Consider the following 15,039-nt stretch of genomic DNA (forward strand, 5'->3'; position numbering starts at 1 on the left):
GTAATGGCCAGGTCCCTTTCGAGGCGGCCGGAAGGTCACCACGGCAGCATCACCCCTTGCACCTCATCCAAGGATGCTAGAAACCGCGACGTGAAGGACGTGCCCGACACCCCCTCTGGGCCCAACAGAACCGGTACTTCCCGGAACTCGTTGCGGTCATCGCATCCGCGGTGCCTCCTGGGTGCGTGATCGACGGCGAAGCGGTGATCTGGACACAAGGCCGGCTGAACTTCTCCGCGCTGCAGCAGCGCCTCGGCGCCGGACCGAAGAGGCGGTTTCTCACAAACGTCGCAACAGTTCTTCTTGAAGGTAGCAGCAGTGCAAGGAATTGCTGCGTTGCGGGCTCGCGAAAGCATCAAGACTCGAACCCATGCCCATTCCCTTCCCCTCATCCTGATGACACGTCCCACAGCCAGAGGGCATCGGAGTACGGATTCAACGAAAGAGGTCAAGTATGCGTTGCCCAACCTCCAAGCCCACCGCTTGGCAAAGTCCCTTCACGAACCCCGCAATTGCATCGTTCGCAGGTCGTCGCTTCGTTCTGGCCCGATGACGGGCACCCTTCTCCTGATCCATAACCCCAAACATGCCTAGGTTTTCGATTGAAGGGGTGGGAAGGCTTAGTTGGAAGGGCGCGGTAATACTGCCCGTGTCCCAGTTCCTTGGAACCGGGACACTCTTTGTGGTGCGCCCCCTACTGCGCTGGCTGGTTAGAGCGGCCGGCCGTAGGGGTAGTCCACCCATGCTCCGGTACCTTCTTCCGGGCACGCATGGTCTGCACCGTTTTTCGTGGACCAGTAGTCCGCGGGGAATCGGGATCCCTGAAGCACGGCGTCCAAATTGACGCCGTATTCCTCGCGCCCGTCCGCGAGTCGCGCGTCATACCGAATGCTGAGATAACGACTCTTCAACCAACGACGTGTCTTCCAATATGCGGTGGCTCGGATAGCAATCGGCATCTGTGAACTCATGCCTACATCCTCGCTTGTCCGTGAGTCCTCCTGTTGCAAACGGCTGGCGGAAAGGCTCAACGGATAATCGGACAAATGTGTCCCACTTCCTTGGAACTGGGACCGTCGCAGTTTCGGTGTCTCCCCGAGGGGCTCCGCGTAGAGTCTGAGAATGAATCCCTTGGATCAGCCTGTACTCGTTGCATCCCTTTATAGGCTCCGCCCGTTTACGGCAGCCGATGTTCCTGTAGTCCAGGAAGCCTCGAGCGATCCACTGATTCCTGCCATCACGACGGTTCCCGCCAGCGGTTCACCGCAGGCAGCTTTGGCCTTCATCGAAAGGCAGCACCAACGCTTAGTTGATGGCACCGGGTACTCCTTCGCTATTGCTGATTCCTCCACTGATCAGGCAGTTGGCCAAATCGGACTGTGGCTAAAGAACCTCAGCCAAGGCCGGGCGAGCATTGGCTATTGGGTGGCGCCAAGTCATCGGGGGAAGGGAGCTGCCTCCTCTGCTTTAGGTGCCCTCGCCAGCTGGGGTCTTGCGCAACCCGGGATTCATCGATTGGAGCTCTACGTTGAGCCTTGGAACGAGGGCTCCTGGCGCGCAGCCGAGCGCAGCGCGTTCATACGTGAAGGGACGTTGAGGAGCTGGCTAGAGATCGGCGGCCAGCGCAAGGACATGTACATGTACTCTCGCCTTCCTTCACGCTAGGAATCACGCTACGCGGGACCTCGCTGCTCTGCCGCGGTTTCGGTGTTCCACTTCCTTGGAACTGGGACGCCACACTTTCGTCGCCGGGCAACATTTTGCCGCCTCTGGCACACCACCCCTCTAACGGGCGTTCATACGGGCGGGCTCTATGACCAATTTCGACCCCGCGGCTGCGGTAGCCGTTAAGCACTTCGGGGTGTACCGCACCCCGACCGGCTTACGGGACGGCTTGTACGGGCGGGTATGCGAGAAATGTTTCGCTGTGTTTCGTGGGGTGGTGGGTCCGCCCGGGTGCCCGGAAAGGTACCTCGGCATGAGGTGTACAGACAGGAGTGCGGAGTTCGCGGGTTGGACAACAGGTCCCAGTCCGCTTACCAGCGAAATGTGAGCAGCAAAGGTATGGTCCCCACCGTGACTCGTCGGTACGCTCACCCAAGGACTCAAAATGAATATGACCATAATTGTGAGATGTGAGATGAGGAAAGCCGGGAAGGTTCTTCTGGGGCGCCGTCATCGGAGCGGTTAGCGTCGCAGTCCGAGGGGCGCGCAGGGGCACTGTTTGGCGCGGTATTCCATGCGTGTGGAAGTGAGAGAGAACTGTGGATCCAATCTATGAAATGAACGATTCATTTCTTGTTGATCGAGGGCCGGCTGAAAGTATTCGTGCGCTGGCTGCTGGTTTCAGGTCAGCAGGATTGCATCCTCACGTTGACGACACGACAGTCAGCGTGAAAACCGGGTCCAACCTGTGGGTTCGTTTGTGGGGAACGATGCTGCCCTGGGGGCGAAGAAGTGTTCCCGTTGGGATGACAGTAACCCTTGACTCCGCCCCCGGGGGAACACGGGTAGTTGTCCATGGATACGATCGCTTGGGCTTTTACTTAGACGCGCGATGGAATCCTGCATTCGAAGAGGAGACCCGGAAAAAGATGACTTATCTCTCTGGGGTCGTTAGGGACAGCTTCCGTTCAAGCCGCGGGTGAGTCAAGGGGAGCACAGCGACACTTTGCAGGTTCGGCTGACGGCCGCCGGCCTGCGATGTAAGGGGGTGAGCGTCCTGCGCCGCCAAAGTCCGTCATCAACAGCTGCACACAGGGCGCTGCAGGACTCTGCATGGGAGCGCTGCCGCAGTTCAGTAATTAGCAGTTACGAGCATGGCGCCTCCTGCGAGTTCGCAAAACAGCCCTATGAAAAACAGCACAATCAGGGCTTTCCGCTGGGTATCCAGCGGCTCGCTCATCCATCGTGGATGCTTCGTGACGAATATCACCATCGGAATAGCCAGTAATATACCGATCAGTGAGAGCACTATCGACTGTGTTATCACTTGCTGCATGGCCTCATCGTAGCGACAGCGCGAAGTCTGGACGATGGCTAAACACAAAGCCGGGTGAGGCGCCCACCATTGGGGATGAGGGACGCTCTAGCGATCAACCTTGATGCGCTGGATCCCTGCCCGTTCATTGTCGCTTTTACTCTGCTCGTCACGAGTCGGCTCTCTGGCCTTCGCTCGTCTAAGGAGCCCTGCTTTCCGCCCGGTCAGGGTTCGTAATCTGCGCCAGTTGCGCCTTACCCTTGCGGACGACGTCAAGTTCTCTGGTGGGACTCCTCCCATAAGCGTCGCGGCACGTCCTTCGCTGAGCATCAGCTCGCTGGGCCAAGGAGTGACCGACCGGGAGCAGCCGCCTCGAACCCGAACCTCGTTAGTTTCTATTGAATGCCGCTGACACATGGGGGAAGCTTCAATTTAGAAAGAGAGCGGGATATCGGATGAAACCATGGATTGACCCGAGGGAGGGCCGCGCAAGGTGGTACTTTTCAACGCTTATCGCCATCGGTGCAATTGCTCTGATCGTGATGATAGTTCTGCTGCTGACGGGAGACCCTGCACCAGAAGAAGTTGCGATCCTGCTAGCGGCCGCCGTCATCCTCGTCATCAGTCTATTTCTAGGGGCTAGGACGCTCAGGCGTCTTCCCCACGAATATCAACAACACGAAGAAGAACAATAAAGCGAAGAGCAATTCGGAACGCCTCCCGAGGGTCCACCAGCGCGTTCTCTTTGGATCTGGCAACGAACGGCTGAACTCACGCTCGGCCCGCTCGCCCAGGTCGTGCCCGTTGAGGGTAGCTTTCCTCTCGCTGGCTCTTCGTCGCCTCTCTCGTAATTCACGCGCCGTAGAGCCGAAATTCCGCCCGCTCAGGGTTGCCACAATGAAAACCGCGTGACTGTTCGTTCTTCTGCGCCCTCCGCTAGTGTCTCGGTATGGCTGATTTGAGGAAGCGTCGTCTGAGACTCATTGTGGGAACGGTCCTCATCTTTGTTGCTATTTCACTTTCCGGAGCGTTAATTGGCAAGGCGCTCGGCTGGTCGCCAATTGCGACCACTGCCGTAACCACAGTGATCGCAGTTCCTTTGGCTCTTGCAATGATGGACCGAATCAAAAAGCTCAAATAGGCCTGCAGTGTCCGGGTCTGGGTTCGGCTCACGATCCTGCATGACCATGATGCCGGCTACGTAAAGGGCGCCGGGCGGTATGCTCGCGCCTAGGATTTATCCAACGGCGATACAAGCCACAGAAGAGGTAATGCGCATGGGGCCGGCGGTGCTTTTCGTTTCTCTTGTCACTTTCATTGGCCTTGGCATGATCCTTGCAGCCGGACCTCTGTCCAGAGGAGCAGCGAAGGTCAACCTCTTCTTGCCGGACGAGGAAGCAGCCGAGTACCAAAGAAGACGAAAGCGCTCTGTCCGAAATTATGGGATATCTATTGTGGCTGTAGCAGGGGCCTTCGCTCTCTACTACTTTGTCTTCGGCGGCAGATGATTCAAGTCAGCCCATACGCCCTGGCGGCCGGCTGGCGGCCCGGTCAGGGTAGCTTCCTCTTTGGGCTCGCGGTGGATGCACATTTCGGCATCCGGTGTCTGATGCCCAGTTTTCAACCCGGTAAGGGTTGGGTCTACAAGCCAGCCGATGCGGGACCGCGCAAAGGCAGTGCGGAGCATCTGAGCTAGGTCATTGGCTGTTACTTCGGCGCTTTCTGAGAATCCAAAGGTTTCGGGCAACCTCGAAGAGAACGAAAACGGTCACAATCGTTCCCACCATTGCCGCAAAATTTGGATGGCCCGGAGGGAACATAAGGGACATGACCACTATCGTCACGCCAATGCTGACTATCAGGCCCAAGATGGATCCGAGAATTTCTCGTTTTGTCATTTAGCCCTCCCCGGGCGGACAACCGGCGGCCTCGCACTGTTGTACGGAGCATATTCTCATTCGTCGCTATTTGAAACGGGAGTATCGCTTCTTGCCGCAGAGGTTCCTCTTGAATATGGCAGCAGCGGCATGGCGGACTACCGGCTGCCAGAGATCAGCAGGGACGTGCGGAGCCGCTGGCGATGATTCTCCGGCTGCTTTGTCGACGAACAGTTCGTCCCATTCCTTGGCGTAGCACGGGGACAGGGCCTGGCGCGTCATACCCCAGTCGGGCAAGTTGCTATTCCGCGTCCGACGCGTCGTAAAGTTTGAGGATGAACCCCCTGGAGCAGCCCGTATTGGCTGCGTTCCCTTACAGGCTCCGCCCGTTTAGCACGGACGACGTGGCAGTTATCCAGGAAGTTTCGGAAGATCCACTAATTCCTTTGATCACAACTGTTCCCGCTAGCGGGTCAAAAACGGCTGCGTTGGCGTTCATCCAAAGGCAGCACCAGCGTCTGGCTGACAGGTCCGGATACTCGTTTGCAATTGCAGATGCGACCTCGGATCAGGCAGTCGGACAAATTGGATTGTGGTTGAAAAACCTCAGCCAAGGGCGGGCAAGTATCGGCTACTGGGTGGCACCAAGCCAGCGAGGGAAGGGCGTCGCTTCCACTGCGCTGAAAGCCCTCTCCACCTGGGGCCTGGCGCAATCAGGCATTCATCGACTGGAGCTTTACGTCGAACCGTGGAACGAGGGCTCGTGGCGGGCAGCCGAGCACGCTGGCTTCATCCGCGAAGGGACGTTGAGGAGCTGGCTGGAGATCGATGGCCAGCGCAGGGATATGTACATGTACTCATGCCTCCCATAGGGCGCGCCCGACGAGCCTCAGGCTGCTCGAGCCGACAGGAACAAGAACAACGGAACACGCCTTCTACGGGCCAACTCGGATTCGTCTCCGCCGAATCGGCCTGGTACTGGTTCGCACTCGCTTAGAGCTGTCAGATTGAACCCTGCACCCGTAATCGCGCCCACGTACTGTTCAACGGTCCGGTGGAACCAAGTCACGGTGTCGCCCATCCACAAGCGCTCCCTCGCTCCACTCAGGAAGTAGTCATCAACAGTCCAACTTCCACGCGGTCCTGGGTGTGAGTGCACATCGGATGAGGTGATGACTGGGTGAAGAACAGAGAAGCACAGCCTCCCACCGGGACGCAATGTCGCACGGCAGGCGCGCAGGACGGCGTCCAGGTCCTCAAGATAATGCAGTGCCAGCCGCGAAACTACGAGGTCAACACTCTCGGCAGGAAGCGACAGATCCTCCATGTTCTGAAGGGCCACTGTCCCTCGATGGTCCTGGAGTGTTACCTCGGCTCGCGTGACCATCTCCTGGGAACCATCAATACCCAGGTAGCTGGCGCATCCCTGTTGTAACAGCATTGCCCCCAGTGCGGCGTCCCCACAGCCAAGGTCCAGGACATTTAGTCCTGCTACGTCTCCCAGTTCAGCAAGCAGCGCCGGCTCCTCCATAACGAAGTTCGGGCTGGAAACTCCGCCGTGACGGTGAGCCCCGTACCGCTCGGCCACGCCGGGACGGTCATAGAACAAGGCCCCACTTTCAGATCCGGGGTGAGTCGCTGGGGATAACGGGCCAATTTCCGAGCTTGGGTGAGTCACTCTCACAGTCCACCACAGAGGCACCCGACTTCGGCTGCATCACGAAGGGCTGTCCCAGTTCCATCCCGTGGGAATGCCCGCAAGGGGTCGCTAACTCTCGGAACGCACATTCTTCGCCGTTACGGGCCCGGTGCAGGAGGCGGCCACTTTTCCGCCCGCTCAGGGTTCGACTCCTGACAGTTGCCTCCGCCGAGAAAAACAGGTAGTTGACACTCATTCCAGACCGAGAAGCTGAGGCATACAGTTCCTTGTGAGAGGTCGTTTCACAACTCTCGGTGGTAGGTGGACCAGTGCTCGGCCGCCGATCGAATGCACGAACATGCGTGGACTGAAGGAAGCCCCATGTGGGACAAGTTGGTTGCCAGGATGAAGGTCTCACTGCGCTTTCCGAAGCGCTCGGCCGCCGATCTTAGGTGGCTGAAAAACCTTTGGATTGCATTCGGAATAGTCTGGATCGCAATAGGTTTGTTCGCCTGGTCTGGTTGGCCGGCTGTACTAGCTGTGCTCGTTGGGGTCGGCTGGCTTGTTCAGTCCGTATTGACAGTAAAAGAAATCCGTCGCCGCCAGCAGGGCTCTACTCTCGACCAACCTCCGGTCTAGGACGCGAGCAGTCATTCCCCCCAATCGTGATCTGAGCAAGCTGATCTCAGCCATGTCTCCTAGTGGAGGCAAGGTTCCCCGGCTCAGCGATGCCTGGCCGCCCGCATTCCATCGCTATCTGCCGAAACGTGTCGTTCTCGCGGTGAACTGACTTTTCGTCCGATACACCGGGCCGACCATCTTTTCGGCCCGGTCAGGGTTCGGCTCACGACCCCACCTACTTGCGGTCACAGCAGGTTGTGTCGCCATGGAAGAATCGGCGCATGACGGACAACTGGGAAAGCCGCGTGCAGGAGTGTTGGGCCCAGGCCGATGACACGGACTCCGCAATCTTCAGGGACATGAAGACGCTCGTCGATGAACGGCCTGATGGGGATGCCGCGGCTCTGTATGAATGGGCTTCTGTTCACGACTTCCTGGGGCGCGAGACGGAAGCGATACCCCTATACCGCCTTGCCCTAGACGCTGGTCTCGATGACAGACGACGGCCTCAGGCACTCATTCAACTCGCCAGCTCATTGCGCAACGTGGGCGAGTTCGAGGCGGCCATTCGAGTGCTCGAGGATGTGGAGGAAAATGACGTCGCCGGGGACGCTCATCGTGCCTTCCTCGCCCTGGCACTTTTTGATTCCGGCCGGCCGGATCAAGCTCTCCGTGTTGCACTCGAGGCCCTGGCCAAGACCCTTCCGCTCTATCGTCGCGCAGTCACCGGGTACGCGGCAGAGCTCGGTCCATCTCCTGCCTAGGTCGACGCCCGCGTTTTGAGCACGCGCTCTGGGTCCACGGCCTGCCAAGCGCCCGGTGAAGGTAGCTTTCCTTCGGACCCGTCCCTGAGACGACTCTCTGATCTACAGCGTCAAAGAGAGTCACTTTTCGCCCGGTCAGGGTTCGCCTTCCGACGGCGTCTTTCCCAGCGGTCCCAGTGCAGACCACTTCTGACATTCCGTGCAGACGCCCCCTGCAATCGTCCCACTTCTTTAGAACCAGGACACCCTCAGCCGGGGACACTCCCACACTGAGCTCTGGTTGGTGTGCTCACACACTCGCAGGGATTTAGTCAGTCCGGGAGCCCCTGGGAATCCCAGGGGTCAAGCGAGAAGCGGTGGTGCGGAGTGCCGGCTGCCTGGTCCATTCCGGATCCCTGATTCGATCGGCCGACAAGGATTAAGGATGGTTACCGGACGGCCGAGGACTTATCAGCTCTGTAACTCAGAAGTGTTTCGGCGAGGGCCTCATCGATGGGGGTTGCTGTGAGGCCTAGCCGGTCGGCGATTTTGCTGCTGTCGACGATGAAGGGTTCCTCGAATTGATACTGCATTTCGAGGAGTTCACGGATGGTGGGGTTGAAGAGGCTGAGGCCGCGCAGGAGCAGCGGCGGCAGGGTTCGGAGTCTGGCGCTGGGCTGGCCGGCAAGTTTGTAGATCACGTCGACAAGTTCTCTTGTCGTGCGGGTGTCGGGGTCGTTGGGCAGATGCCAGATTTCACCCGGGGCGTCGGGATGTTCGCCGAGGACCGCGAGGCCTTCGCCGATGTCAGGGATGTACGTGTAGGTATGAGGCTGGTCCGGGTCGCCGAGCACATTGGCGGTTTTCCCGGTCAGGGCGGCGGGGAAGGCCCGGTCGCCGAGGTTGGATTGAGCGCCTCCCCGGGGGCCGAAGTAATCGGAGGCGCGGCCGATGGCGACCTGGACGCGGCCGGCACGGTGGGCAGTGAGGAGCTCCTGCGACATCCTTGCCCGGAGTTGCCCCTTTTTCGTGTGGGCGTTGTTCGCGCGGTCCTCTGTCAGGGGGCGTCCATCGGGGCGTCCGTACATGTAGACGTTTTCCATGCTGACCAGGCGGGCGCCGCTGCTTTCGGCGGCGGCGAGGACACCGGACTGCAGTGCGGGGAACTGTGCGCTCCACTGAGAGTACGGCGGGTTCAGGGTCTGATAAACGACCGCGGCGCCCCGGGCCGCCTCGCTGGCGAAGACCGGATCGCTGGCGTCCCCTGCGGCGACCTCGATGCCATCGGGAACGGGTGCCTGTCCTGATCTGTTCACGAGCCGGACGGTCCGGCGGCGGCGCTGGAGGGCATCGAGGGTGGCGAGACCGATGGCTCCGGTGCCGAAGATGACGTGCAGTCCCGTACTCATGCGGTTGCCGCCGAGGGCGCCTGTCCGGCACGCCGCTCCCCTACCCGGAAGGGCAGGAGGACCTGGACCAGGAGTCCGGAGATCGCGGTGACTACGAGTGCTCCGCTGGCGCCGAAGACGATGAATTGCTGGCCGACCTGAATCATGAAGAGGGTAGTGATGGTCCATCCCAGAGCCCACAATGCCGGCATCGCCGCGGCCCAGATCCAGCGCCGGTGCATCCGACCGGGCAGGGCCAACGCTTGGGCGGATCCGAGGACCAGGCCATTGATGGCCCCCATCAGGGCAAGATCGGTGAGGGAAGTGCGGTAGCTGACGGCCGCGGCGCCGAGGAAGAGTCCTGCGCTCATGCCGATAGCTGTTGCGGGGATCCACGTTCGGGCCTGCAGCCGGCCGCTGCTGGTGAGTGCCTGGCCGGCGCCGATGATGAGCCCTGCTATGGCCCCGCCCGCCAGGGCTGGAAGCGGCCCGTCCACGCGTCCGATGACCGCGCTTCCGGCGAACCCGGCCAGTGGCAGGGCGAGGAACCCGGCGGTCCAGAGTAGCCAGCTGCGAAGGAACGTCGTTCGGGATGTTTTGGTGCGGTTCATGGGGATCAATTCCTTTTGCCGGTCGTTGGGTGCCGGGGTTCTGTGGGTTCTGAGGGAGAGGAAGTAACGGAGGGCGCGGTGGCTGTGGGGCTGGCGCGGCGGGCGGAGCGGATCAGGATGCAGACGCCCAGGGCGGCCACCCACAAACCCCAGCCGGTGCTGCCGAGAAGGCCGGCCAGGTCCCAGATCGGGAAGCCGGGGACTGCGGTGGCAAGGATGTCGCCTTGGTTCAGTACGTAGATGATGCTGACGAGGAGCCCGGCGGCACCGAGCCAGCGCGGAAGGATCCCGCTGCGCAGGATGATCACGCTGAGGGTGACTGACCACGCGATGACCAGCAATTGGCCCAGATGTTCTCCCAGGAGCGCTCCGCCGAACTGGTGCTGCGCTGTCCAGGCGGCGTCTACGGCGGCTTGCGTTGTGGCGTCGCCACCGACATATGAGGCGGCTAGGGGTGGAACGACGAAGACCCAGCGGAGGAACCCGATGAGCGACAGGAGCACCGAGGCGGCACCTACGTAGGTGGCGACGCGCATGGCCGGATGATCGCGGAGGCCGAGAGCTGCGGGGAGCAGCAGGACCGGCACCGCCAGGAGTCCGTAGGTCCAGGCAGTTGCGAACCAGGTCCAGACCAGCCCGGGTCCGCCGGCCGCGAAGGCCGGCAGCACAGTGCTGGCCGGTTCCCGCAGGATATCGGGCCAGTCGAAGGTGACCGAGAGGGTTGTGGCGGCCGCGGCGAAAGCCAGGGAGCTCACGACGAACAACCTGCCGGTTGCCCGTAGGAGGTTCCTGTCCGTGTAAGTGGGTGTCATGGTGTCCGGCTTCCCGAGAATGTTGCACGCCGTACAATTAGTGTACGATGTACAAATACTGTACGACGTACAGAAGATTGTCAAGAGACAGGACCCCGAACGATGGCATCACCAGTCCGTAGATCCAGACCCGGACCCCGCCGCGCCCTAACCCAGGAGGAGATCCTGGAGGCGACACTGGACCTTCTGGATGAGGGCGGCATGAAGGCGGCGTCGATCCGCGGCATCGCCGCGCGGGTTGGCGTGGCGCCGAACGCCGTCTACACATACTTTCCTGACAAAGCCGCGGTGGTTCAGGCCATTGTTGAGCATCTGCTCGGACTGGTCGATCATGCGGTCTTCGCGGACCGCGAGGTGCCGTGGCGCCTAAGAATTGAAGCTCTCGCCCTGGAGCTGCGGGAGCGACTCACCGCCCATCCAGGGGCGGTCAATCTGATGATTGGCGGCCCGATGAACGGCCCACACGCACTCGCCCTGAACGAACGCCTCATGGGGATTCTCGTGGATACCGGCCTCACGCCAGGGGACGCTGCCAAAGCGGCCTATCTGCTGATCGTCTACGTCTTCGGCTCGATAGCCCTGGAAGTCGCGGACTCAGGAGAAACACACCGGTTGCCCCCGGAAGCAGAACGGATAGCCGCACGGCAGGCAGGCCTTTCCGCCATCCCGGCCGAAACCCATCCCCTCTCCGCCGCCGCAGCCGGCACCATGGCCGGCTACATATCCACCGAGCAATTCATGTGGGGACTCCGCAAAGTGCTCGACGGCATCACGGCAGCGCCCATTCCAGAGGCAGACACAACCAAGGCACTTACCAGCTAACCGCCCAGTCCAGCGGGCTCGCGTAACCTTCGTGTCTCACAAGTTGTTCCAAAACAGGCGTCGCACTGACCGCGTGCGGAACTGACTTACGCAACGTTCTGAACGACGGCCTGGGACTCAGACGCCGGCTTGCCTGTTCGCGGCCCGAGGGCCCTGGTGAGGGTGGACATGCTCACGCTGAGAGTCTCCGCGATCTCCTGCAGCTTCTTTCCCTGACGCCGCAGGTCTTTGGCCGCCGCAAGTTTCGTCGCCGTCATCGACGGCGGACGGCCGCCGAGTCGTCCCTTGGCTTTCGCAGCCGCTAAACCTGCCCTCGTGCGTTCGGACAACCGGGAGCGTTCGTACTCCGCCAGAGACGCGAACATGTCGAAGATCAGCTTCCCGTGCGCGCTGGTCGTGTCCAGCCAGGGTTCCGCCAGGGACCGGAAGCCTATCCCCCGGCGCCCGAGTACCGTCACGATATCGGACAGGTCCGCAGTGCTGCGCCCGAGCCTGGTCAGGTCGGTCACCACCAGGATGTTGCCCGGTTGCAGGTGTTCCAGACAGTCCTGCCACCGCGCCCGTGCCTGCGTCGCACCGGAGGCGTGCTCCATGAAGACTTTGATGGCACCGGCGCCCACAAGCGCGTCGACCTGCGCATCCAGGGACTGGCCCCGCGTGCTGACGCGGGCATAGCCAATCACATTCCGGGTCACATGGCCGCCTTTCAGTCCTCGGGCGACGCATGATCGAAAACACGTCAAAAACCCTCTTTCCCGCGTTCAGACCGGCGTTGATACCGGCAACGGGTTCTGATCAAAAATACCGGGCCAAAGCGCCATTTTTCGGCACCGATTCCGGCAAGTCGAAATGACTAGTCAAAAATGGTCGTTATTGACTACAACCTTCGCAAGCGCGAACTGCCTCGCCGTGATGCAGGCTCGCTTGTCAACCCTGATCGCCCGGGCGCTCAGTGTGGCTCCACCTGCGCGCACGATTGGCATAACCCGCTTTGATATCTGGATTCGCCGGCTTTTGTCGTACCCGCGCCTCACCCTGATGGAGCGGCTCCCAATGGATGCTGCTGAAATATTCCGTCACCCTCAGGCGCAGGTCATGCCGGACGGCCAGGGGCTGGCCGCTGGTCACCATCGACATCAAGGACGCCCATCAGGAAGGAGGCGGCACGCCCGGGTTAATTGGGAACGCTCCCCCGTCGCGGTGCCGCTGCGCCGCTTGGCCGATAGCATGGGGCGTTCCCACTGGCACGCTGGCGGGCGAGAACCCCTGTAAGCGCTATGGCTCGGACACCTGGATTCTTTCAATGAACTTTCATGCCATAAGCCATGCCATAAGACACGTAAGACGCCACGCTGCACGTCGGATAGCTCGTCCGGCCCTACGGCCAATGGTGATGCTTACCTGTATTCGGGCAGGAAATCCAACGGAGGGACCAGCAGGAGCGCTAGTAGAAAATACCACTTGCATACCCACTATTGGTTCAATGGTTCGTACTGCCTTACCACACACGTCACGCCAAATGGGAAATAACACCTTCAGGGCAATTGCATGGCCAGCTTGAGAGCCAACCATCGTCCCATAGGACGTCTTACAGAAGGCCCGGTAAGAGAATCAACCTGAATTCCTACATAACTCCCTGCTGGGCATGAAGCACAGTGTCAAACACGAAATCCAACGATGCCTACGGCCTGTCGTCCAATGACCCGCTCGACAGGACATATTGTGAGGCCTCTTATGCGTGTCACTGCCGTCAATCAAGCGGTAGAGAACATAGCCTTGAAGGCAGGAACACCCGCCGCCCACCACGTAGGAGAGTCACCGGCCGATGGCAAGATCACTGCAAGCCCCAGTACCCCAGAAAACCCAAGAAACACGGGCAATTGACCGGGTCGTTGCCCTGGCGAACGGCAAAGGGGGAGTGGGGAAGACCACGACTGCGGCCAACGTTGGCGGGTACGTGGCGCTGGCCGGCTCCCGCGTCCTACTGGTGGATCTAGACCCACAGGGTGACCTGGCCCGGGACCTCGGCTATGAACGTCAGAGCGGCCGGGAACTGTTCCAGGCACTCATCGCCGGGACCGCGCCGATGATCCTCCGGAACGTCCGGGAGAACCTTGATGTCATCCCCGGCGGGCAGGAGCTCGAGGACATCCAGGGCATCATGCTTTCCCGTTCCAGCCGCTCCGATGCCGGTGATTTCGGCGACATGCTATATGCCGTCCTGGCGCCGCTGGCGGACGACTACGACCTTATCCTGATCGACACGCCGCCGGGGGAGCGGATCCTTGTTGAGGGTGCCTTCGCCATCTCCAGTGCGGTCGTAATACCCACCCGCTCCGACGACGCGAGTATCGACGGTGTGGAGCGCATCGCACGCCGCTTCATGGCCGTCCGGGACCGCAACCCGAACCTGCAGCTGGCCGGCATCGTCCTCTTCGGTGTCGGACCGCGTTCGCTTCGCCTGGAACGCAGCGTCCGCGACACCCTGGAGGAAATGCTAGGTACCGTCGCACCGGTCTTTGAGACCCGGATCCGAAACCTGGAAAGCGCCAGCGCCGATGCCCGCCGCAAGGGCCTGCTGTTCCACGAGCTGGAGGGCGCCGTCACGGACGCTCAGAAGAAGCGCCTGAAGGCACTGCGGGCGGGGGAGAAGCCGGCTGACGGGTTCTTCTCGCGCAACGCCGGGGGACTGGCTGAAGAATACGAGCAGCTGACCGGGGAGATCCTGGCCCGATTGAACGAGATCGAGAGCGGGAACCAGGCATGAGCGGCCGCCAGAGCCTTGCCGGGGCGTTCGCGCCCGTCGCACCCACCCGCGGAGTAGGACTGCAGGGACTCTTGCCTCCGAAGCGGGGGAGGGGCGCCCAAGCAATAGCAACAACCCCCGACGAGTCCATCGAGCCCCCCGTCCGGGAGCCCATTCAGGCATCGCCCGCCGCCGCACCCAAGCCCGAGAGGGAGCAGGCGCCTACAGTCGAGCCGGCTGCCCCGGAAGTGGGGGAGCGGCACGAGCCAGAGCCCGCCGCCGCCCCGAAGGCCGCACCTCGACAGTCGGCAGCCAAGAAGGCCGCTGCAGTACAGAAGGCGTCCGAGACGGTGTCCGGGGCGCTGCGCAACGTCGGCGTGTACCTACCGCCGCAGCTACTGGCCGAGGTCAAGGATGCGGTCTACCGGGGCCGGACCACATATGCCGACCTCCTCAATGATGCCTTTGAGACTCTGACCGACGAGCAGATCGCCGGGGAGTTCACTGCTGACACGGAGCCGAGGAGCTCGGGCATGCCTCGGCGCGCACCCCGAAAGAGGGGAGAGGCCGGCATCCAGATCCAGTTGCGCCTCGACGGGCTGCAGGTTGCCTGGCTAGATGGGAAAGTCACCGAGTTCGGCGCCCCGTCACGGAGCGCCCTTGTCTCGGCCGTCTTCAAACTCCACACCCAAGCGGGGCCAGCAGCGGGGGAGTGAGGCTACGCGTCGAGCAGGTTATCCAGCCTCACTTCTCATAGTCCTTATGGCATAACTTATGGCATGCCACTGTGGGCTACAGGA

At 61.2% G+C, this 15,039-nt stretch carries 14 protein-coding genes; 9 read left to right on the top strand and 5 right to left on the bottom strand.

The genetic code is table 11. The features are described 5' to 3' along the window. Positions 1–1,122 precede the first annotated feature (1,122 nt). The 4 genes from J2805_RS18825 (at position 1,123) to J2805_RS18840 (ending at position 5,729) form a co-directional block, all read left to right on the top strand. The gene (locus tag J2805_RS18825; protein WP_309978961.1) at positions 1,123–1,665 is read left to right on the top strand and encodes a GNAT family N-acetyltransferase; all 543 of its coding nucleotides are present in this window, start codon (positions 1,123–1,125) and stop codon (positions 1,663–1,665) included. 1,770 nt (positions 1,666–3,435) lie between these two features. Continuing rightward, positions 3,436–3,675: a hypothetical protein gene (locus J2805_RS18830; protein WP_309978963.1), complete on the top strand. Its 240-nt coding sequence runs from the start codon at positions 3,436–3,438 to the stop codon at positions 3,673–3,675. 254 nt (positions 3,676–3,929) lie between these two features. Then, a complete protein-coding gene (locus tag J2805_RS18835) occupies positions 3,930–4,121 on the top strand; it encodes a hypothetical protein (protein ID WP_309978965.1) in 192 nt (63 codons plus the stop codon). A 1,071-nt stretch (positions 4,122–5,192) separates the two neighbouring features. Next, complete coding sequence (locus tag J2805_RS18840) at positions 5,193–5,729, top strand: GNAT family N-acetyltransferase (RefSeq protein WP_309978967.1); 537 nt, start codon at positions 5,193–5,195, stop codon at positions 5,727–5,729. A gap of 17 nt (positions 5,730–5,746) precedes the next feature. Here J2805_RS18840 and J2805_RS23975 read toward each other — a convergent pair whose 3' ends face one another. Then, positions 5,747–6,388: a class I SAM-dependent methyltransferase gene (locus tag J2805_RS23975; RefSeq protein ID WP_396134430.1), complete on the bottom strand. Its 642-nt coding sequence runs from the start codon at positions 6,386–6,388 to the stop codon at positions 5,747–5,749. Positions 6,389–6,877: 489 nt separating this feature from the next. On the opposite strand from J2805_RS23975, the gene J2805_RS18845 reads away from it, so the two are divergent. Both J2805_RS18845 and J2805_RS18850 read left to right on the top strand, forming a co-directional pair. Then, on the top strand, positions 6,878–7,135 hold the full coding sequence (locus tag J2805_RS18845) for a hypothetical protein (RefSeq protein WP_309978969.1): 258 nt from the start codon (positions 6,878–6,880) through the stop codon (positions 7,133–7,135). A gap of 263 nt (positions 7,136–7,398) precedes the next feature. Beyond that, a complete protein-coding gene (locus J2805_RS18850; protein WP_309978971.1) occupies positions 7,399–7,881 on the top strand; it encodes a tetratricopeptide repeat protein in 483 nt (160 codons plus the stop codon). A gap of 428 nt (positions 7,882–8,309) precedes the next feature. Here J2805_RS18850 and J2805_RS18855 read toward each other — a convergent pair whose 3' ends face one another. Genes J2805_RS18855 through J2805_RS18865 form a run of 3 tightly spaced genes read right to left on the bottom strand, consistent with a single transcriptional unit; the run spans position 8,310 to position 10,671 of the window. Then, positions 8,310–9,269: an NAD-dependent epimerase/dehydratase family protein gene (locus J2805_RS18855; protein WP_309978973.1), complete on the bottom strand. Its 960-nt coding sequence runs from the start codon at positions 9,267–9,269 to the stop codon at positions 8,310–8,312. Continuing rightward, entirely contained in the window at positions 9,266–9,859 is a 594-nt protein-coding gene (locus J2805_RS18860) for a hypothetical protein (protein WP_309978975.1), read from the bottom strand. Before J2805_RS18860 ends, J2805_RS18855 begins: the two co-directional genes overlap by 4 nt. 5 nt (positions 9,860–9,864) lie before the next feature. Then, positions 9,865–10,671 carry a DUF4386 domain-containing protein gene (locus J2805_RS18865; protein WP_309978977.1) on the bottom strand — a complete coding sequence of 269 codons (807 nt, stop codon included), beginning with the start codon at positions 10,669–10,671 and terminating at the stop codon, positions 9,865–9,867. A 102-nt stretch (positions 10,672–10,773) separates the two neighbouring features. Between J2805_RS18865 and J2805_RS18870 the strand changes: the two genes are divergently transcribed. After that, positions 10,774–11,493, top strand: a complete 720-nt coding sequence (locus J2805_RS18870) for a TetR/AcrR family transcriptional regulator (RefSeq protein WP_309978979.1) — start codon at positions 10,774–10,776, stop codon at positions 11,491–11,493. A gap of 86 nt (positions 11,494–11,579) precedes the next feature. Here the strand turns inward: J2805_RS18870 and J2805_RS18875 are convergent, their stop codons facing one another. Further along, positions 11,580–12,188, bottom strand: coding sequence for a recombinase family protein (locus tag J2805_RS18875; protein ID WP_309978981.1), 609 nt, complete (start codon positions 12,186–12,188; stop codon positions 11,580–11,582). 1,130 nt (positions 12,189–13,318) lie between these two features. Here J2805_RS18875 and J2805_RS18880 point away from each other — a divergent pair. Both J2805_RS18880 and J2805_RS18885 read left to right on the top strand, forming a co-directional pair. Beyond that, positions 13,319–14,260 (top strand): ParA family protein, encoded by a 942-nt coding sequence (locus J2805_RS18880; RefSeq protein WP_309978983.1) that lies wholly within the window; start codon positions 13,319–13,321, stop codon positions 14,258–14,260. Further along, a complete protein-coding gene (locus J2805_RS18885; RefSeq protein WP_309978985.1) occupies positions 14,257–14,955 on the top strand; it encodes a hypothetical protein in 699 nt (232 codons plus the stop codon). The genes J2805_RS18880 and J2805_RS18885 overlap by 4 nt, the downstream gene beginning before the upstream one ends. Positions 14,956–15,039: the final 84 nt, after the last annotated feature.

It is taken from the genome of Arthrobacter oryzae (genome assembly GCF_031454875.1).
In the GTDB taxonomy this organism is placed as follows: Bacteria; Actinomycetota; Actinomycetes; order Actinomycetales; family Micrococcaceae; genus Arthrobacter; species Arthrobacter oryzae_D.